General features: G+C 43.6%; 17 protein-coding genes. 15 read left to right on the top strand and 2 right to left on the bottom strand.

Annotated elements, in window-relative coordinates; genetic code table 11:
* Nucleotides 1–191 precede the first annotated feature (191 nt).
* The 13 genes from rpoD to yfaE all read left to right on the top strand — a co-directional run bounded on the left by rpoD (nucleotide 192) and on the right by yfaE (nucleotide 12,619).
* Nucleotides 192–2,111, top strand: coding sequence for an RNA polymerase sigma factor RpoD (rpoD, locus tag IPZ60_RS09165; protein WP_194197493.1), 1,920 nt, complete (start codon nucleotides 192–194; stop codon nucleotides 2,109–2,111).
* A 324-nt stretch (nucleotides 2,112–2,435) separates the two neighbouring features.
* Nucleotides 2,436–2,879 carry a MarR family winged helix-turn-helix transcriptional regulator gene (locus IPZ60_RS09160; protein WP_227669310.1) on the top strand — a complete coding sequence of 148 codons (444 nt, stop codon included), beginning with the start codon at nucleotides 2,436–2,438 and terminating at the stop codon, nucleotides 2,877–2,879.
* A gap of 16 nt (nucleotides 2,880–2,895) precedes the next feature.
* Nucleotides 2,896–3,690, top strand: coding sequence for a siderophore-interacting protein (locus IPZ60_RS09155; RefSeq protein ID WP_194197492.1), 795 nt, complete (start codon nucleotides 2,896–2,898; stop codon nucleotides 3,688–3,690).
* 33 nt (nucleotides 3,691–3,723) lie between these two features.
* Nucleotides 3,724–4,224, top strand: coding sequence for a DUF2798 domain-containing protein (locus IPZ60_RS09150; RefSeq protein WP_194197491.1), 501 nt, complete (start codon nucleotides 3,724–3,726; stop codon nucleotides 4,222–4,224).
* Nucleotides 4,225–4,497: 273 nt separating this feature from the next.
* A complete protein-coding gene (locus IPZ60_RS09145; RefSeq protein ID WP_194197490.1) occupies nucleotides 4,498–5,424 on the top strand; it encodes a bestrophin family protein in 927 nt (308 codons plus the stop codon).
* A gap of 156 nt (nucleotides 5,425–5,580) precedes the next feature.
* Complete coding sequence (locus tag IPZ60_RS09140) at nucleotides 5,581–5,967, top strand: YbeD family protein (RefSeq protein ID WP_370463026.1); 387 nt, start codon at nucleotides 5,581–5,583, stop codon at nucleotides 5,965–5,967.
* 528 nt (nucleotides 5,968–6,495) lie between these two features.
* Complete coding sequence (nrdA, locus tag IPZ60_RS09135; protein WP_194197489.1) at nucleotides 6,496–8,772, top strand: class 1a ribonucleoside-diphosphate reductase subunit alpha; 2,277 nt, start codon at nucleotides 6,496–6,498, stop codon at nucleotides 8,770–8,772.
* Nucleotides 8,773–9,144: 372 nt separating this feature from the next.
* Nucleotides 9,145–9,372, top strand: coding sequence for a hypothetical protein (locus IPZ60_RS09130; protein WP_194197488.1), 228 nt, complete (start codon nucleotides 9,145–9,147; stop codon nucleotides 9,370–9,372).
* Between the two features lie 87 nt (nucleotides 9,373–9,459).
* On the top strand, nucleotides 9,460–10,371 hold the full coding sequence (locus tag IPZ60_RS09125) for a hypothetical protein (protein WP_194197487.1): 912 nt from the start codon (nucleotides 9,460–9,462) through the stop codon (nucleotides 10,369–10,371).
* 7 nt (nucleotides 10,372–10,378) lie between these two features.
* Entirely contained in the window at nucleotides 10,379–10,618 is a 240-nt protein-coding gene (locus tag IPZ60_RS09120; protein WP_194197486.1) for a hypothetical protein, read from the top strand.
* Nucleotides 10,619–10,652: 34 nt separating this feature from the next.
* Complete coding sequence (locus IPZ60_RS09115; protein WP_194197485.1) at nucleotides 10,653–11,024, top strand: hypothetical protein; 372 nt, start codon at nucleotides 10,653–10,655, stop codon at nucleotides 11,022–11,024.
* A 67-nt stretch (nucleotides 11,025–11,091) separates the two neighbouring features.
* Entirely contained in the window at nucleotides 11,092–12,225 is a 1,134-nt protein-coding gene (nrdB, locus tag IPZ60_RS09110; RefSeq protein WP_110922984.1) for a class Ia ribonucleoside-diphosphate reductase subunit beta, read from the top strand.
* A gap of 127 nt (nucleotides 12,226–12,352) precedes the next feature.
* Nucleotides 12,353–12,619, top strand: coding sequence for a class I ribonucleotide reductase maintenance protein YfaE (gene yfaE / locus IPZ60_RS09105; RefSeq protein ID WP_110922985.1), 267 nt, complete (start codon nucleotides 12,353–12,355; stop codon nucleotides 12,617–12,619).
* A gap of 99 nt (nucleotides 12,620–12,718) precedes the next feature.
* Here the strand turns inward: yfaE and IPZ60_RS09100 are convergent, their stop codons facing one another.
* Nucleotides 12,719–14,038 carry a S1C family serine protease gene (locus tag IPZ60_RS09100; RefSeq protein WP_194197484.1) on the bottom strand — a complete coding sequence of 440 codons (1,320 nt, stop codon included), beginning with the start codon at nucleotides 14,036–14,038 and terminating at the stop codon, nucleotides 12,719–12,721.
* A gap of 309 nt (nucleotides 14,039–14,347) precedes the next feature.
* Between IPZ60_RS09100 and IPZ60_RS09095 the strand changes: the two genes are divergently transcribed.
* Complete coding sequence (locus IPZ60_RS09095) at nucleotides 14,348–15,172, top strand: Nif3-like dinuclear metal center hexameric protein (protein ID WP_194197483.1); 825 nt, start codon at nucleotides 14,348–14,350, stop codon at nucleotides 15,170–15,172.
* 1,020 nt (nucleotides 15,173–16,192) lie between these two features.
* A complete protein-coding gene (locus IPZ60_RS09090; protein WP_194197482.1) occupies nucleotides 16,193–17,401 on the top strand; it encodes a transglycosylase SLT domain-containing protein in 1,209 nt (402 codons plus the stop codon).
* Nucleotides 17,402–17,548: 147 nt separating this feature from the next.
* Here the strand turns inward: IPZ60_RS09090 and IPZ60_RS09085 are convergent, their stop codons facing one another.
* Nucleotides 17,549–20,533 carry a LysM peptidoglycan-binding domain-containing protein gene (locus tag IPZ60_RS09085; protein WP_194197481.1) on the bottom strand — a complete coding sequence of 995 codons (2,985 nt, stop codon included), beginning with the start codon at nucleotides 20,531–20,533 and terminating at the stop codon, nucleotides 17,549–17,551.
* Nucleotides 20,534–20,543 lie beyond the last annotated feature (10 nt).

The following is a 20,543-nucleotide window of genomic DNA, read 5'->3' as shown; positions in this document are numbered from 1 at the left end:
TTTTTTAATGTTTAGCTGTTTTTCAGCATTGTTATTGTAGTGTTTTGAGCCTTTATTCATATCCACTCATTTTTGATATTATTGACAACCTCTACGCCATATTTTGATCAATCGACTGATAAGATCAACGCACCCAGCCAGCGATAGCGCGTCACGATATAAAAATGTCCGATGCAAGTAAGCGAGTATTTATGAACGATAAGTCAGTTTCTAAGTCCACATCTCAACTGGCCACCTTAATCCAAATGGGTAAAGAGCAAGGTTATCTAACCTATGCTGAGGTGAATGACCAACTGCCCGACTCTATTACCGAAAGCGATCAGATCGAAGATATTGTGCAAATGCTAACCGACGTTGGTATCAAAATCTTTGAGTCTGCCCCTGATGCCGATGACATCTTGATGAACGATGATTCAAGTGATGATGACATGGCAGCAGATGAGGCAGCGGCAGTATTAGCCTCTGTTGAGACTGAGCCTGGTCGCACCACTGACCCAGTACGTATGTACATGCGTGAAATGGGTACGGTTGATCTACTGACCCGTGAAGGTGAGATTTCCATTGCTAAGCGTATCGAAGAAGGTATTCGTGACGTACAGCATGCCATGTCTTACTGGCCTGGTACGGTACAGTTCGTCCTTGACGAGTATCAAAAAGTACAAGATGGCGACAAAAAACTCTCTGATGTAATCACTGGTTTCTTAGATCCTGAAACCGAAGCAGACAAAATCGCTGCTCAAGAAGCAAAAGAAGCGGCGAAAGAAGAAAGAGAGCGTATCAAAGAAGAGAAAGAAAACCCGCCACCAGTCAAGCCAAAAGCCAGTGCAAAAGCCGCACTTGACGATGACGATGAAGACGAAGATGGTGATGAAGAAGAAGCCGAAGAAGAAACCAGCGGTATCGATCCAGAAGAAGTACGCCTGCGTCTAGAAGAGATCGAAAACTTATTCATCAAAGCCAAGCAAGCCCTAATTGATTATGGCCGTGGTAGTGTACAAGCAGATACTGCTTATGCCCTACTTGCAGAACGCTTTATGATGCTGAAGCTGAACAACCGCTTGTCAGATCAAGTCATGGCCATCATGCATGATGTCTATGATGATGTGCGTAAGCAAGAGCGTCAAATCATGCGTTTGGTGATTCGCCGTGGTCGCATGCCGCGTGAAGAGTTCCGTAAAACCTTCCCCAGCAATGAAACCAATGTTGATTGGCTCATTGAGCGTATAAGCGGCAAGCCTGCCTTTGCTGCTACGTTAGAGAAAGTCACTGATGACGTGATCTTATTACAACGTAAGATTCGTGATTACGAACAAAAGCTCGAGATGAAAATTCACGACATGAAAGACGTGGCACGCCGTATGGCTGTCGGTGAAGCAAAAGCTCGCCGTGCTAAGAAAGAAATGGTCGAAGCCAACCTACGTCTGGTTATCTCTATCGCGAAGAAATACACCAACCGTGGTCTACAGTTCTTGGATCTGATTCAAGAAGGTAACATCGGTTTGATGAAAGCCGTTGATAAATTTGAATATCGCCGTGGTTATAAATTCTCGACCTATGCGACATGGTGGATTCGTCAGGCAATCACCCGCTCTATCGCTGACCAAGCGCGCACCATCCGTATTCCTGTGCATATGATTGAGACGATCAACAAGATAAACCGTGTCTCACGTCAGTTGCTACAAGAAATGGGCCGCGAGCCAACGCCTGAGGAATTAGGCGAACGCTTAGAGATGGACGAAGTCAAAGTCCGTAAAGTGCTTAAGATTGCCAAAGAGCCTATCTCTATGGAAACCCCTATCGGTGATGATGAAGACTCACACCTAGGTGATTTCATCGAAGATGGTACGATCTCAAGCCCTGTCGATGATGCGACGGCTGCTGGTCTACAAGAAGCCACTCGTGATGTACTGGGCAACCTGACTGAGCGTGAAGCACGTGTCCTAAAAATGCGTTTCGGTATCGATATGCCTACTGACCATACTCTTGAAGAAGTCGGTAAGCAGTTCGATGTAACGCGTGAGCGTATTCGTCAGATTGAGGCAAAAGCACTACGTAAATTGCGTCATCCATCACGCTCTGAGCATTTGCGTTCTTTCCTTGAAAATGACTAAATTTTTAAGAAAATACTGAGCCTAGCTCATAGTTTTTAAATAGTTAGAAAAATAAAAAAGCCGAGTATATCTCGGCTTTTTTGTGCCTGTTCGTTAATGATAGACTTTCTCAATCACAAATTTCGTTAATTATAGAGCTCTTTAATCACAAAGCCCTCTATCCCTCTTTTCTGTCCTCCTTATCACGCATGCCTACTATGCCGCTTTCTTATCTAACAATATCTAATCATAGGCAGAATGCTACTTTCAAAAACCACTTTATAGTTGACACTATCAACCTTATTCTATATAGTTGCTTCTATCAACTATATTAAGGGTTCATTTATGTCGGATAATTCATTGAGCGAAACGCTACATCAATTAATGCATACCTATACCACTCTATTATTAGAAGGCATTCGGCAGCAAGGTGTGGATTTGTCCGTGACAAATATCCGAACGCTAAAGGGGGTTTGTTATAACCCAAAGAGCACGGCACTGTCCATCTCTAAGCACATGCAACGAGACAAAGCGCAAATCACTCGTGCCTTAAATGACCTGTTAGCGGCTGAGCTAATTCTTAAGACGGACAACCCACTGGACGGTCGTAGCCAATTACTACAGCTGACGCCCAAAGGCGAGGAAATTATGGCAAAGCTTGATGTGGCAGAGGAATGGGCCAAAGGGCAACTGACTCAAGATTTGAGCCCTGTCGATCTTGCCCTGTTCTTTCGCGTTAGTCGCACCATGATAGACAACGTCAACAATAATAAGATTACTGATAAATAAGCAAAGGTGAAATGATATGAGCAATATAATAAATCAAAAACCCGTACGAGAAATCATGACCGTTGCCCATAAGCAAATGATTACCCCGCACTATATTCGTATATACCTGACAGGTCAGACCGAGACGATCGCCAATATTGCCACCATGACAGTAGGCGCCAACAATAAAGTACTCATCCCTAGTGACAAGACACAGCCTCTCGACTTAGAGGACAAATCTACTTTCATTATCCGTACTTATACGCATCGTGGTGCCGATGTCGAAAAACAACAGATATGGATTGATTTTGTCGCTCATGGTGATGAAGCCCCTGCCTCAGGTTGGGCAACTCATGCTCAAGTTGGCGACGAGATTGGTATCTTAATGAAGCCAAAAAATAAAGCGCTTTGCCCCGATGCAGATAATTTTCTGCTGGTTGGGGATGCCACTGCCATACCCGTACTCGGCTCGATACTAGAAACCTTACCTGAGAACGCAACAGGTCACTGTATCATCGAAGTTCATGGTGCAGAAGACGAGCAAGAACTGCCTACTCTAGCCAACATCACCATGACATGGCTACATAACCCGCATCCTATGCAAGGCAGTCAGCTAGTCGATAAGGTAAAGTCTCTTACGTTACCAAATGCTGAACAAAGCCGTTTCGCTTATATCGCTAGCGAGTTTTCATCGGTTAAAGCCCTTCGTCATTACTTAAAGGTCGAGCAACAGTGGTCAAAGGATGAACTATATGCTTTTTCCTATTGGAAAGCAGGCGTAGCTGAGGACCAGTCTGTAAGCGATAGACAAGCAGAGAAAAACACCGACTAATTAAACGCTCTTTATGATGATAGGAAAATAACTATGGCTCCAAATACTGTGCCAGCAAATACCGAGACTTTGCTCATTGGTGGCACTAAAAAAACACCGTTGCTCTATAAAGTGTTATTAATACTGACCATGATGACGGTCATAGGTGGTCTATTAACAGGTGTAATGACCTACATGAATGTCGGATACTCCAATACATTTTTTCACGATTGGTCTAGAGCGTTACTAGCCGCGTTTGCGATAATGCCAATTGGCTTATTACTGATGGGTCTGGTCACGAAATTTATTAATCACAGGCTGCCTAATACCAAAGCATACAAACGCAATCTCATCACAGGCGTATTGATGGCTTGTATCATGGAGTCTATGTTGGCCTTTAGCACCGCGGCGAAGACGATTGGTTTTGCCGATCAAGCTGCCTTTTTAAATGGTTGGCTAGAAGGGTTTTTGATCGCCTTACCAGTAGGATTGACACTAATGGTCATTATGTCCATGACCATCAAGCCCAAAATTGAGGCCTTTTTGAAAAGTTAAATATCTGAATGTTTAACAGACCCTAAAGAATCTAGCCACAATAAAAAATCAATTAGGGCGTGTTGAATACTCAACACGCCCTAATCATATGAGCAACCTTGTATTTCATAGCATTTAGCGATGTGTATCACTTTTTTAAATGATATCCGATATGTAATCAACCGTAAAAAGTCTTAAATTTTAATAACGCTATTGTATAATGCCCAGCTTCAATACTTAACAGCATATAGTCAAGTCCATATAAATCCGCTACATCGTCGCTAGGGAGCCAACATGATTGTCCGGCAAACACCAAACGCCCTTAAGATATTTCTTACCCTGCGTGGATCAGTCATTCCGAAAGTCTATCCGCAAATTTTACTTATCGCCATTCTCAGTACACTCATAACGATTGTGCAACATTGGTATCCTGACTCTTTTCCTTATTATGGTATGGCCCCTTTTACCCTGCTAGGGATCGCATTGTCATTGTTTCTAGGGTTTCGGAACAATGCCAGCTACCAACGTTGGTGGGAAGCACGAGGGCTATGGGGTCAACTGGTCTATGACTCTCGCAGCTTTGCCCGCCAAGTGCTTTCATTTGTAGATGATGACACCGAAGCTGGCCGCGATGCCCAACGTTCGATGATTCATCTGACAATCGCCTTTTCTCACGCTGTGCGCCATCGGCTGCGCGGTACGTCTCCTTGGCAAGATGTCGACCCTTTTGTAGCAGCGACCTATCATGACAGTATGCGTCAATCGAGGAACCTACCTAATTATCTGATGCGCCTCTTAGGTAAGCAGCTTGGTGATGTGCGTCGTCAACAGTTATCATCGGAACTTATGGTACAAAACATGGACGAGCGCTTGACGTCTATGACGATTGTATTGGCAGCCTGCGAGCGTATTCATTACACACCACTACCGTTTGCTTACATGTTGCTAGTGCATCGTACGACTTACCTGTATTGTATTACGCTGCCTTTTGGCTTGGTGGCCTCGCTTGGTTGGGCGACTCCCCTCATCTGTGCTGTCATTGCGTATACCTTTTTCGGTTTAGATGCCCTTAGTGAAGAGCTAGAGGAGCCATTTGGTTTTGCGTCTAATCAACTGCCACTTATGGCATTGTCACGCACGATTGAAATCAACTTATTAGAAGCGATGGGAGAGACAGACCTACCGCCTGAGATCGCACCTATCAACAGTTATTTGCAGTAGCTGTTTGCGACAGAGAGTGATAATAAGGTGGTGGCGTTCCCTATCAAAGTAATTGCCGTGACCCATCACTTGAATAATAGGCTTAGTGCCACTATAAATGGGCAATAAAGTTCTTAAGTTAATAGCTCACATTTTAATAAAAGCGAGGCACACATCATGAGTGATGATTCAAAAGACACTGATAATCAAAACAGCACCAACCAAAACGCCAAAGACGTCACGATGACGGACATGACACCCAATGAAGGCGTCTTAAAAGGCAAAAGAACCGACATTCAAAATCCAGATCTTTGGGATTTTCCGATGAACTACCCATTGAGCATCATTGGTCATGAAGGCGAGCATGAGGGCTTGCTTAATGAAGTGAAGCTAATCCTCGGTAGCCAGTTCCCTGATTTTGATTTGGCCTCTATAGAAGTTAAACCATCTAAAACGGGTCGCTTCCATTCAGCACGCGTCAATTTATACCTCACAGACGCCGATCAAGTGAATACACTTTATGCGTCATTGGACAATGCCAAAACAGTTCGCATGGTCGTATAAACAGGTAATGGGTATTTAGAAAAAAAACAACCCCTTTTCCGTCTAAATCGTCACTCATATGGGTGGCGATTTTTTGTGGTTTGGTGTACAATCTGCGCCCGCATTATTGCCAGTACGATCACTATTATCAGTCGACAATAACCGATAAAATAAAAATCAAACCGTCACGATATTTTTACAAAAAATTTATAATGAGCGCATTTGCGTCTAACCCTTATCCCATCGTCCTTTGCCAAAATTTAGGCGGCTGACAACCTTGTAGCAACATAGTTTTATTCTAAAATCAATATAGTATTTTGAAAATTTTCCCGCTATATTGTGCCTACCAATTAACAAACACGCTATATGTAGTACTCAGTGATTTTAATCGTCACTACGAGTATTGGGTATTTTTTGCCTAAAAAAAGAGCAGCTAACGCCAGCAGTTACCATGTTTAGATAGCGTGTTTAAATAAGCAGTACGATAAAAAACGTTGAGCGGGCTTTACCGTTTGACGAATAATATAAGCAACCAAAATAGAGGCCAGCATGACACATATCGACAAAATCAAAGTGACCAAACGTGACGGACGATTAGAACTTATTGATTTAGATAAAATTCATAAGGTAATCGAGTGGGCAGCTCACAATTTGGATAATGTGTCGGTATCACAAGTTGAGCTAAAATCGCACATCCAGTTTTATGAAGGCATCAAAACTCGTGATATCCACGAAACGATCATCAAGTCTGCTGCTGACCTTATCTCTGAAACCACGCCTGATTATCAATATCTAGCAGCGCGTTTGGCTATCTTCCATTTACGTAAGATTGCTTATAACAAATTCACGCCTCCGCATTTGTATGATCATGTCAAAACGCTAACTGATGCTGGCAAATATGATGAGCATATCCTAGCTGACTATAGCCGTGCTGAATTTGATGAGTTAGAAGAATACCTTGATCATTGGCGCGATATGAATCTTGCTTATGCCGCTGTTGAGCAAATGGCAGGCAAATACCTTGTCCAAGACCGCGTGAGCAAGACTGTATTTGAAAGCCCTCAGTTCTTGTACATGCTGGTTGGTATGTGCTTGTTCAGCCGTTATGAGAAGTCAGAGCGTATGAACTATGTGAAGCGCTTCTATGATGCGACCTCACAATTCAAAATCTCACTACCGACGCCTATCATGTCTGGTGTGCGTACCCCATCGCGTCAGTTTAGCTCGTGCGTATTGATCGAATGTGGTGATAGCCTAGACTCTATCAACGCGACCACTAGCGCCATCGTACGCTATGTGTCACAGCGTGCTGGTATCGGCATCAACGCTGGTCGTATCCGTGCCCTTGGTAGCCCTATCCGTGGCGGCGAAGCACAGCATACTGGCTGTATCCCATTCTATAAATTGTTCCAAACTGCGGTGAAATGCTGCTCACAAGGTGGCGTCCGTGGCGGTGCTGCGACCCTATTCTACCCACTATGGCATTTAGAAGTTGAGTCATTACTGGTACTCAAAAACAACCGCGGCGTCGAAGACAACCGTGTCCGTCACATGGATTACGGCGTCCAGTTAAACAAAACCATGTACACGCGCCTCATCAAAGGTCAAGACATCTCGCTATTCTCACCAGGTGACACCCCTGGCTTGTATGATGCGTTCTTTGAAGATCAAGACAAATTCGAAGAGTTATACACCAAGTACGAAAATGACCCTGCTATTCGCAGCCGTCAAATCCCAGCAGCAGACTTGTTCAGCCTGATGATGCAAGAGCGCGCCAGTACGGGTCGTATCTATATCCAAAACGTCGATCATTGCAACACGCATAGCCCATTTGACGCGACGGTTGCGCCGATTCGCCAGTCAAACCTATGTATGGAAATCGCGCTACCGACCAAGCCACTAGATAACATCAATGACGAAGAAGGCGAAATCGCCCTTTGTACGCTATCAGCGGTGAACTTGGGTAAAGTCGAAAACGTCAGCGATATCGAAGAGCCAGCCGAGCTAATCGTCCGTGCGCTTGATGCCCTGCTCGACTATCAAGACTATCCAGTCAAAGCCGCCCAAAACGGCAGCATGCGTCGCCGTACGCTCGGTGTGGGCGTGATTAACTATGCTTATTACCTTGCGAAGAATGGCGTACGCTATTCAGACGACTCAGCACTGGGTCTAACGCATCAGACGTTTGAAGCATTGCAATTCTATCTCTTGAAAGCGTCAAACAAATTGGCAAAAGAGCAAGGCGCATGCCCTGCGTTCAACGAGACGACGTACTCACAAGGTATCTTGCCGATTGATACGTACAAAGCCGACTTGGATAAAATCTGCCAAGAGCCGCTACATCTCGATTGGGAGACGCTACGTGGCGAGATCACTGAACACGGTCTACGCAACTCTACCCTAACTGCATTGATGCCGTCTGAGACCTCTAGTCAGATCGCCAACGCAACCAACGGTATCGAGCCACCACGCGGTCTGGTCTCTATCAAAGCGTCAAAAGACGGCATCCTAAAGCAAGTCGTGCCTGAAATTACGACGCTAAAAGATCAGTACGAACTACTATGGCAAATGCCAAACAATGACGGTTACCTAAAGCTGGTCGCGGTCATGCAGAAGTTCGTCGATCAAAGTATCTCTGCCAATACCAACTACGATCCAGTTCGTTATGCAGGTGGCCGTGTACCGATGAAGATATTGCTAAAAGACTTGCTAAACGCTTATAAGATGGGTGTGAAGACGTTGTACTACCATAACACTCGTGATGGTGCGAACGATGCCCAAGCGGATATGGAAGATGATTGTGCTGGCGGTGCATGTAAGATTTGAGAAACGTTAAAAAATTGCACTGCAATTTTAGGTTCGCAAGAGAAATTCTTTAAATAGAATTTCTGATGGATGGCGGGGTTAGTTTAAGCTCGTTATCCATCACTATTATATAGTTGAAGTTTTTTAAAATTTGTTTGGTACTACAAGTATCAGGCAATAAAAATGGCAAAGACGATTTCTCATCTTTGCCATTGGAGATATTAAATATTGGCGTATTTAATATCAGGGAGTTAAGACTATCGACTTCCAAAAGTGGTAAGCAAATAGAATAACTTTCCGTTGTAAGGCAGCTATTCTAATTTAAAACTTACCCCTTGTCCAAATAAACCGTGAATTGATAGTCGCAAATGTTTCAGCTCAGGAGAAGTGAGCATGGAGAAATATCGTGATATCGATGGTAACTCTGGTATAAGCGCATATGAGGTCGGTGACGATTTTATAATTGTGCGTTTTAAGAAAGGTGGTATGTATCTGTATAACTATTCAATAACTGGTTCTAATCATGTTAACAAAATGATAGAGCTAGCTAGAATAGGAAATGGACTTAACGGATACATAAACTTAAACATTGAACACGCTAGTGCTAGAAAAATAGCATAGGTGTTTGGTATGACCTCAATGGTTTAGTGTTAGGGTGCTTCCACGCTTTGACACTATTAAGTATAGGTTGCTAAGAGGGATAAGAATTTGACGATACTAGTTAATGAAAAACACTATGTGAAAATTAACGATTGGCAAGATATTTCTAAAATGAGTGGGTATACCGACTCTTTAGATCCTACAAAGGAAAAGCTGAAAAGAGTTATCAATAAGTATACGTTTCCGACCAAAGGAAAATGTGGGCTCTCAAACTGTGGCACAGCTCATAATAATGGGTATATTGTCGAAACTGACACAGGCAAGCTAACAAACGTAGGACATATATGTGGTAAAAATCACTTTGGTGTTATCTTCCAAACTTTAGAAAAAAGCTTCAACAGAGAGTATAGAGATAGACAAGCGAAAGAAAAAATAGCAAGCTTCAAGGGTAATTCAAGCCAATACCTTGAAAAAGTAGTAGCTATAGAAAATATGTATGGAAAGATTGGTCATATTCATAAGCTACAGCAGTTTTTTACTCATGCTTCAAGAGGCTGTCCCTCATTTATCCTTGAGATGATTAAGCTTATGGTAAAAAACAGAAACTCTACTATTTATAAGACTATAAAGCTTAGCAAAGAAGAATATGAAACCTTAAAGACTAGTGGAGTAAAAGCACCGTCAAGGTATAAAGAGATACCTATAGGCACTATTGATGGCTTAGCATTTTTATATCATGAGAATAATCTGAGAGTGTATGCTGAGGGCTTCAAAAACCCTTTGGATGAGCTATTGAACCTAAATGTTAGTTCTTTAAGTAGCAGTCAACTTGATAGATGGTCTAAGAGAATCGGTGAGTTTGACCGTACAATTAATCAAACCCATGAGATAATGATAGACAGTAAAATATTTCTTGATAGGAGAAATATTTTAAAATTTAGAAAGTTAATACCTGATGACGATACGCAATTTATATATCTTATAAAAATCCTAAAAGACCAGTTTGACATTAAAATCTAGTTGTAGGATGCGCCCAGCGCACCCTACAAATTACATCCAAGCGGAAGAGTCGTTAAGAAAAAAGAAAGACGCTCTAATATGGTCGTTTAGCCGCGACTATAGCGATATCCTGCTGACGACGATGGCGATGCAGACTGTGGCTGAACGCAGTATCGAGGTAACAGGAATGCGGTCAGACACGATAGACTGCACGCCAGCGGCAAAGCAGATACAAGCGGTAGGCGGGATTGGCTACTGTTATAATTAAAACATATAGATAGAACTAAAACGACGGAGGTCATGTGCAATATACCGCAATCATCAAAGACGGTGGTTTGTTTATCCCAAACGTATTTTCAGACCTGAACGATGGTGGCTCACATATCGTACAAGTCGAGGTTGATATTGCAGAGGTGCGTCAGCAGTTAGGTGCAAACGTCGCACCAAAGGCAGCCGTCACCAAAAAAAACGTGGCAAAAGCAGCCAAAAAACCAGTACCAAGAGCGGCTAAAAAAGACTCAAAAAGACTATCGGAAGATGCTGACGTGAGTACCCTACGCAAAAGCGCACTCGATGAATTAGAAGCACTAGATGATAGTGAGCTGAGTGAGATATTCAAAGCCTATATGAACGATGGACAAGAGTCGTCACAGATATCGTTAGAAAACTTGTAATACAATCAAATGAAAGCCAGTCACAACTATATAAATCAATAACCGTATCAATTATAAAGGCAGTCTCATGACCTACTCGATTTTTTCACAGACACCAAACAATGCGCTAAAAGAGCCGATGTTCTTTGGTAATCCAGTCAACGTAGCGCGCTATGACCAACAAAAGCACCCTATCTTTGAGCAATTGATTGAAAAGCAACTGTCGTTCTTTTGGCGTCCAGAAGAAGTTGATGTGTCAAAAGATCGTATGGACTTTGGCAACCTGTCCTCGCATGAGCAGCATATATTTTTGAGTAACCTCAAATACCAGACCCTACTCGACTCTATCCAAGGTCGTAGCCCAAACGTGGTGCTACTGCCGCTTGTGTCTATCCCTGAGCTAGAGACTTGGATTGAGACATGGTCATTCTCTGAGACCATTCACTCACGCAGCTATACTCATATCATTCGTAATATCGTCAATGATCCAAACATCATCTTTGATGACATCATGCAAAATGAGCACATCTTAGAGCGTGCCTCTGACATTGCTCAGTATTACGATGATCTGTACCGCAACTCGCAACTATATAGCTTGTACGGTGCTGGTACGCATAACGTCAATGGCGAGGAAGTCACTGTCGATTTGCGATCACTGAAAAAGCAGATGTATCTGTGTATCGTCGCGGTCAACGTCTTAGAAGCCATTCGCTTCTATGTATCATTTGCCTGCTCGTTTGCCTTTGCCGAGCGTAAGCTGATGGAAGGTAATGCCAAAATCATTAAGCTGATTGCTCGTGACGAAGCGCTGCATTTGACTGGTACGCAGCATATGCTAAACCTCATGCGCAACGGTCGTGACGATCCTGAGATGGTCGAGATTGCCGCAGAGTGCTACGAAGAAAGCATTGAAATATTCCGCAAGGCTGCCGAGCAAGAAAAAGAATGGGCAGGCTATCTGTTCAAAGATGGCTCGATGATTGGTCTGAATAAAGACATTCTGTGCCAATACATCGAATTCATCACCAACTTGCGTATGGAAGCGGTTGGCCTGCCAGCCGTGTTCCCGAACTCGAAATCAAACCCGATTCCATGGATCAATACATGGTTGTCGTCTGACAATGTGCAAGTGGCTCCGCAAGAGACAGAAATCAGCTCTTACTTGGTCGGTCAAATTGACTCTGACTTATCAGATAGCGACTTTGATGATTTTGAATTATAAGAGCTTTGAACTGTAACGTTTGAGCTATAAAATTTGAGCTGTAATAGCTTTACGCTTTAATAGTGTTTTACGTTTCGATGGCTGTAGGATATAGCAGCAAGATAGTCAAATCCAAATAGGATGAATTATGACGTGGGTAATGACCAGTAAGCAGCAGTTTTACTTGCATGACGATGAGAGTCTGCTCGATGGACTGCTGCGCACCGGACATGAGGTTAATTATCAATGCCGCGAGGGCTATTGTGGGAGTTGCCGAGTCAAACGTATCGCTAGCTCACATACGGTCGACTATCCATTTGAGCCACTCGCCATGATTGACGAGGATGAGATATTGCCCTGCTGTTGCCGTGTGCAAGGCGTTATCCATATCAATCATGAGCCTATCGTAAAGTAGAAAAAACAAATAAAAAGCGCGCTATCTATATAAGATAGTGCGCTTTTTTTATACTAATACCTCATTGCTATGCGAGGTGATGACAGATGTGAAAATCAACTACTGAGGAGCACCATCGTTTTCAAACAGTTTTAGCAGCTCTTCACGCATACGGTCACGCTCTGCTTCCGACATCATTGGAACGTTCTGCTGTTCGCTTTGGAGATCAGGTTGAGCAAAGCTCTCAGCTTGTACAGAAGCAGGAAGCGCAACAGGCTCTTGCTCTGGACGCACTTCTAGCGAGATGGTGACCTGCTTGTTATTACCATTACGCAATATCTGTGCATCAAGCTGTGTATCAGGAGACTTACGAGCGACATATTGGATCAACGTGTTGGCATCTGTCATCTCAATGCCATCAATGGTCAAGATAATATCACCCACTCGTAGACCACTCTTCGCAGCTGGGCTTTTGTCAATGACGTTTAACACTTCTACGCCCGTTGATGTCTCTAACTGCGTTGGGTCACGTAGCTGTGATTGTATCTCGATACCCAACCAACCTCGACTGACCTTACCGTCTTTAATCAAGGCATTCATGACTTGCTCTACGATAGAGGTAGGAATGGCAAAACCGATACCGAGAGAGCCACCAGACTGTGAAAAAATCACGGTATTGATACCAACCAACTCACCGCGAGCATCCACTAGCGCGCCACCTGAGTTACCAGGGTTGATAGCAGCATCCGTCTGAATGAAGTCTTCAAACTTATTCACACCCAATCCGGTACGACCTGTCGCTGAGATGATACCTTGGGTCACAGTCTGACCCACACCGAACGGATTACCAATCGCCAATGCCAAATCACCCACACGAATAGGATCTTCACGGAATCCTAACGGCGTCAACCCTGTCATATCGACTTTAATCACGGCCAAATCACTGTCTGGATCGGTACCCACCACTCTAGCGCGGCTCTTGCGACCATCATTAAAGGCAACCGTAATCTCATCGGCTTTTTCGACGACATGGGCATTGGTCACGATATAGCCGTCTTCTGACACAATCACACCAGAGCCTAAGTTGGTATTGCCTTGCTCTGCTGATTGCCCACCATGATACTCAAAAAACCGGCGCAGCACAGGGTCATCCATATAAGGATGCTCTGCCACGGTCTGTGTGGTATAGATATTGACGACCGACTGTGATGCACGGGCGACCGCATTATGGTAAGAGGAGATAGGCGCTGGCGTATCTGCAACAGGTTCTGACGCTTGCTGCTCAGCCGCTGAGGTTCTCGGTGGCTCCCACTTAGCCTCTGTCGTCGATTTCATACTCGTAAACAACCAGATAAACGCTGCCAGCACTAGCAGCAATAAGACCCAAGGTAACCATTTTAATAAAGAAGTCTTGTTATTGGTGTTCCGGGATGACGACATATACAACCTCTATAAATTTAATACAAAAAAATGATGATAAGTAATGAGTGAATACTGCCGCTGGTTTGATTCTTTTTATTTAATACTAAAACCAGTATTGATGCCATGCTCTAGTGAGACGCTATCAATCAGTACAGCTCACGCCTATAAATTATAACCGCCAACCATACCAAATGGTAACGTATCGTGTACCATTTCAGTTAGTAGCTTTGTCTACTCTTTTACAACGCCATGTTAAAATGGTCATTATAAAAAACTATGGATTATTTGCAATCACTTGACCGATTGTGACAACGATAAGGGCATACCATGACGACTATCAATACCTCGACAGAATCAGCCAACACTACCATAACAGTAGAGGCGCTAACGCAGTTTTGTGACGACTATTTGTCAGCCAATGCGTTTAAAGATTATGCACCCAATGGCTTACAAGTGGATGGTGGACGACCTATCCAGCGCATCGTCACTGGTGTGACCGCTTGTGAAGCGTTGATTGATGCGGCTATCGCCGATAATGCCGATGCAATTATGGTACATCATGGTTACTTCTGGAAAGGCGAACCTGCCACCATCACAGGTATGAAAGGTCGACGTATTCGCAAATTGATGCAACATGGCATCTCTATGATTGGCTATCACTTACCGCTAGATGCCCATCCTATCGTTGGCAATAATGCCATGCTCGCTGAGATACTAGATCTGACCATCACTGGGCCACTCTATCCTGCTGAATCTCACCCAGTTGGCAATATTACCACTTGTATACCGCAAAGCGCCGATGATCTCATCACAAAGATTGCTCAAGCATTAGGACGCACGCCACTACATATCGCAGCTGAGTATCATAAAGACTCATCTTCTAAAACAAGTAATAGGTTGATAGAACGTGTCGGTATCTGCACAGGTGGCGCACAAGATATGATCGAACAAGCCGCATTAATGGGCTGTGACGCATTTATCTCTGGTGAAATCTCTGAGCGCACCACCCACATCGCACGTGAGCTTGGGATTGATTATTTTGCCTGCGGACATCACGCAACAGAACGAGGCGGCATTCAAGCATTGGGTAAGGTAGTATCTCAAGAATTTGGCGTGCCTGTAACCTTTATTGATATCGACAATCCTGCTTAGACCTCAGTTTAAAACCTATTGAAACCTAAGTTATTACCTATAAATTCAGAGTTCTTTGTGAGAATTGAAAGGTAAAGCGATTATTTCAATTCTCACAATCAATGAATTTCATCTCAACTCATGCACCAAAAAGGGTGATTTTTCTGACCGTCTGTAGCCCTATTGTTAAGTTTTATCACTAATTTCTTAACTATACTTGAATAATCGGATGAATATCCGCATATTATTACTTGAAGAAAGAACGTCTTGTCATGAGACTTCCCATTTATTACAGCTTCCGGTTATGGCGCTTAAATGATGGTAAATATCTAAAACCTCATTGTTCTATATCATAAATGAGCAGATATGGTTCAGCCAAAATACATTTTTATGGCTGACTACTCCTGAATTTTAGCGTTGCAATAATGGTTTAGCGATACCTGATTGATAGCTTATTTCGATAGATATTCTATTCACTATCAAACAGACTTATCCACTGACCTTTACTGCTGAACAAAATATTTGAGCTGTTATTTACTCTACTACAAACCATTTAAAGAGTAGATAGCGACTGATTTAACGTAGAAAAAGTTGGATACTAAGATTTATTGGTATTCTTTCTATTTTCGCGTTTTTGTTTCAATAACTTATTTCATGACCTTACCTATGTTTAATACATAGTTGTTTTAGTATTAGCCTTATCTGTTCACCGTTGAAGGAATCATTTGATTTATACCCTTCTCGGTGTTGTGCGTTTTTGTCATTTAGATTGATGCGTTAATAGTAATATTTTAGCCCTTAATGCATCCACTCATTCTGCCAACAGATAATTAGCCAATAAAAAACGATACCGCTCCTGCTAACAAAGCAGCTATTGGCAGTATTGTTACTAAAGGCACTGTTATTAAACAAGTAATCTCACGCTTATACTATTAAAAAGCGTGAGATTGTTTAAATGTGACATCGATGCATGCCTCTATTATTAGTATGCACACATGAACATTTTACGGTAAGCAGGATGGCTAAAATCAGGAGACATCCATGCAGCGTATTACTTATCGTGTAAAAGTATCTGCGCAAGGGGCCAAACGCCGTATTTCTTATTTACTGCGTCCATCTAAACGCCTACTGAACACTAAAAGTAACATCGTTTCATCCGTTACCCCAACGACATCGGCCCATTTTGCCAAAACAAAAAAATTGGTGCAGTTGTCTAGTATTGCCCTTCTCTCTTTACCTGCTGAGAGTCTGACTATCATGGGTTCGCCAGTGCCAGCCTATGACAATGTCATGCTACAGAACACTTTAACCATTGCTGCTGTCCCAGGCGACAGCACTTATTTTGCAACTGATGGCTTTCAACATGGTTTCGGCTTTGACTTGGTACGTACCTATGCTGACGAGCTAGGCGTCGATGTCAATCTAAAAGCTTATGCCAACGAAGAAGCCGCACTAAAAGCTCTAAGATCAGGCGAAGCAGATATGGCGCTGACAACGGCCAGTACCAAGCTAAAAAGTAGCTTTAATCTGTCGTCGATTAACGTTAGCTGCGGTTATGATACCAGCTTGACTAAAAATGGTTTACATCCAAAAGTCAGCTGGACGTTCAACTCATCCAACGACCCGCTATCAGAAAAAGCCAGTTACTTTTTATGTGACAGTATCAAGCTGCAAAACACGCAAAAGCTTGCGGCCTTTTACAATCAAAACTTGCTAAAAGATGCCTATAGTCAGGACCATTTCCAAAAGACGCTAACTGAAAAGTTACCAGACTATCAGTCTTCGTTTGAAGAGCAAGCACGCAACTATAATCACGACTGGGAACTGTTGGTAGCCATGGGCTATCAAGAGTCACATCTGGATGCGAATGCAGTGTCACCAACCGGTGTACGTGGTCTAATGATGCTGACCAATAATACGGCCAAAGCAATGGGCGTATCAGATCGTGTTGATCCATACCAAAGTATCGGTGGCGGTGCGCGTTATTTAGAGCAAATGAAAGATGACTTCGCCGATGTGCCAAAATCTGATCGTATTTGGTTTGCGCTGGCAGGCTACAATATGGGACCTAATGCAGTAAAAAGCATTCAGCGTACCTTACAAGCGCAAGGTGTCAATGATAAAAGTTGGGCCAATGTCTATGCATACCTCGCTGAAAACAGAGCGTCTAATAGCCGCTACGGTCAAGCGATGCATTATGTGAGTAATATCAGAAGCTACCTTGAGACGATCAAGACGCAAACAGTCTGATTATCTTTGTCAGCTGAGATAGCCACAATAACTTTGCAATAAAAAAGCTGCTCTTATTATAAGAGCAGCTTTTTTGTGGCTAATAATATACTTTCAAGCAACTTGCTTTCAAAATGCTTGTGCTTATTTTTAACCATCAGCCATTTCTTAGCGGTTAGGCACTGTCAAACGCTGACCACGCTGTAGCATAGTGTCTGCTGCGATATTGTTCATATCTGCTAGCTCCTGCGTAGATACGCCATATTTGCGTGCTAAGCCAATCAAGCTATCTCCTGACCCAACCGTATAGCTTACTGTGGCTTTTGGTACTTTGAGTGACTGTCCACGTTGCAACTGTGCATTGGTCGCTATATTGTTTGTCGCAGCCAAGTCCTCTACCGAAACACCAAATTGACGTGCTAAAGCAATCAGACCATCACCTGATTTTACTTTATAGCTTTCCGTGTTGCTCAGCGTCTTACCACTGCTGCTCGCGGTGCTAGTGCTACTACTCGTAGCGCTACTGCTTTGACTACTAGACGCACTGGCGACACTACCATTAGCAGGAATGGTAATAGTACGACCGAGTATAAGATTAGAGTTGGTGTTCAATTTGTTCGCTGATGCCAAATCACTTAAGCCAATATTGTAACGTTTGGCCACACCCGTCAAGGTATCACCGGACTTTACTTTATAGCTGACAGCTTTATCGTTTAACTGACGATCAACCAGTTCTTTAGAAGCTGGTACTTTGATGGTTTGACCGCGTTGTAAGCGAGCTTTTGCATCAAAATTACTGTTTACCGCAGCAAGATCTGCGGCACTAACGCCAAGGTCATTGGCAATCCCGATTAAGGTTTCACCAGATTTAACTTTATAGTTAGTGGTTGCCACTGAGCTTGAACTGCTTTGGCTACTAGCGCTGCTGCTAGTGCTAGTAGACGCCGAACTAAAATCAACGCTCGCTGGCACTTTAAGTGTTTGACCAACATACAATGAGCTTGTGGTACTGATGCCATTTAGACTGGCTAAGGTATCAGTCGATACATTGAATTGACGCGACAATGCAATCAGGCCATCACCTGCTTTTACTTTATAGTTTTTAGTCGCAGTGCTTGATTTGGTCGGTTTGGTAGAAGGCGCTGCAGATGTAGTTGCAGGCGCAGTCACTTTACCTGGTATCAGCCATAGTTTTTGACCTCTACGTAGATCAGAACGGCTGCTCAGATTATTATAGGTTGCGAGCTGAGTGACTGATAAACCAAAGCGATTGGCCGTACCAATCAGCGTATCACCACTTTGTACTGTATAACTTTCTGGCTGGCTATCTGTTGTACTACTCGCACTGCTTATTGGCTCGATGCTTTTTGCATTGTATAGGTACAAAGTGCTACCCGATAGCAAACTAGCGCTAGCATCTATTTGGTTCCATTCTGCGATATCACGCCAGCTCACACCAGCACGACTGGCAATGTTAGACAACGTATCACCACGTTTGACGGTATAAGTGGTACGCGTGCCTTGTGGTTTTGGTTTACTTGCCGACGTCTGTGCAAAACTAAGCTTTTTCTCTGTACCACTGGCTTCTAGAATCGATTGCTGCGTTTGAACTGCTGATAGATTGATATTTCCATCAGCATTGATGACGTTTGTTTCCGATGTGCTACTACGGATTTGATTGGCAATAAAATCACGCTCTGCATTGCTTAGCGGTGGCTCTTGGACAATCGTGTTGTTTTGCGTAATTTGCGCAGAGGTGGTTGGTAGACTGTTGCTACTCTTAAGCTCAGCATTGATTTTATTGGTCTCTGCAACGCTTAGTGGTGGCTCAGTACGTGCTGGCGTATTACCATATGAAGAGCTGCTGGTTGGTGTGACTGACGGCGAGATATAACTGGTCGTCTGCTGTGGCACACTCGCGCTAGCCGCATAATCAGCCAATGCGCTGCCGGTAGATGGCAATGAAGAGCCACTATACGGCTTATTGTTATAGCTTGGTGTAGTAGTCGTCGTACTTGGCGTATTTGCTGCTGCCAGTACGTTACCAGTACCGTTACCTCTTAGCGTGCTCAATTTGGCATCAGTCGTTAGGCTAACATCATTAGGAATGATAACGCGCTGCGGACCTGAAGAATCAACTCGTCCAGAGGTAAGTGCTGTATTCAACTTTTCTAGCTCGTCGTAAGTCACACCTGTCAATTGTGCTACTTCAGATAAGCTGACACCATAATTCACTGGTACACTACGGAAATGCTGACGGTTAGCAATGGCTGGTAGGTATACACCATACTGCTCAGGCTTAGCGACGATTTCGGCCACTGCCAAGAATCGTGGCACATAATTCATCGTTTCAGTAGGCAGTCTGAGTGACCAATAGTCCGTAGGTAAGCCTTGAGCTCTATTGGCATCAATGGCTTTTTGAACACGGCCAGGGCCAGCGTTATAGGCGGCCAATGCCAATTCCCAACTGCCAAACTGATTATGTAGCGCGGTCAAGAAATCATAAGCAGCACGAGTCGATTCGATAACATCACGGCGGCCGTCATAAGTACTGCTTTGGTTTAAACCATAAATACGACCAGTACTTGGAATGAACTGCCATAAACCTGCGGCGGCTGCACTACTCGTACCACTTGGATCGTAGGAGCTCTCAATTACTGGTAATAATGCAAGCTCAGTTGGAATATTGCGGCGCTCAGCTTCTCTTACCGTATGATAAATATAACGACTGGCACGCGCAGTTAGACGGTTTAAGTAATCCTGTCTACTAGTAAACCAGCTCTTTTGTCCTTCGATACGCTGATTGTAAGTCGGTTGGCCACCATTCATGCGATAACCAGCACGCAGACGATTCCACAAGTCACCATATTGCTGAATAGCAAGCTGATTGCCCTCTACCATTGTCATGTCAGAGGCTTCTAATAAGTCTGCCAATTCGTCCAAGCTATCTGCATCCAAATACGCAGTTGAGTAATCAGTACTCGTGGTAGCAGTCTGGTTGGCAGCAGGCTTAGTAATAACCGATGAGCTATTGGTCGCACCATTGTTTTTTACCGTCGACGTATTGCTACACGCACTGATAAGCAAAGTCGAGACGGCAAGCGTTAATGGCAACGCAATAAATGAGCGAGAGGTTGATAGCACAGTAGACATGATATTAAGA

This window comes from Psychrobacter sp. NG25, from assembly GCF_015234355.1.
Lineage (GTDB): Bacteria > Pseudomonadota > Gammaproteobacteria > Pseudomonadales > Moraxellaceae > Psychrobacter.
This window is presented reverse-complemented; position numbering and strand designations above follow the sequence as displayed.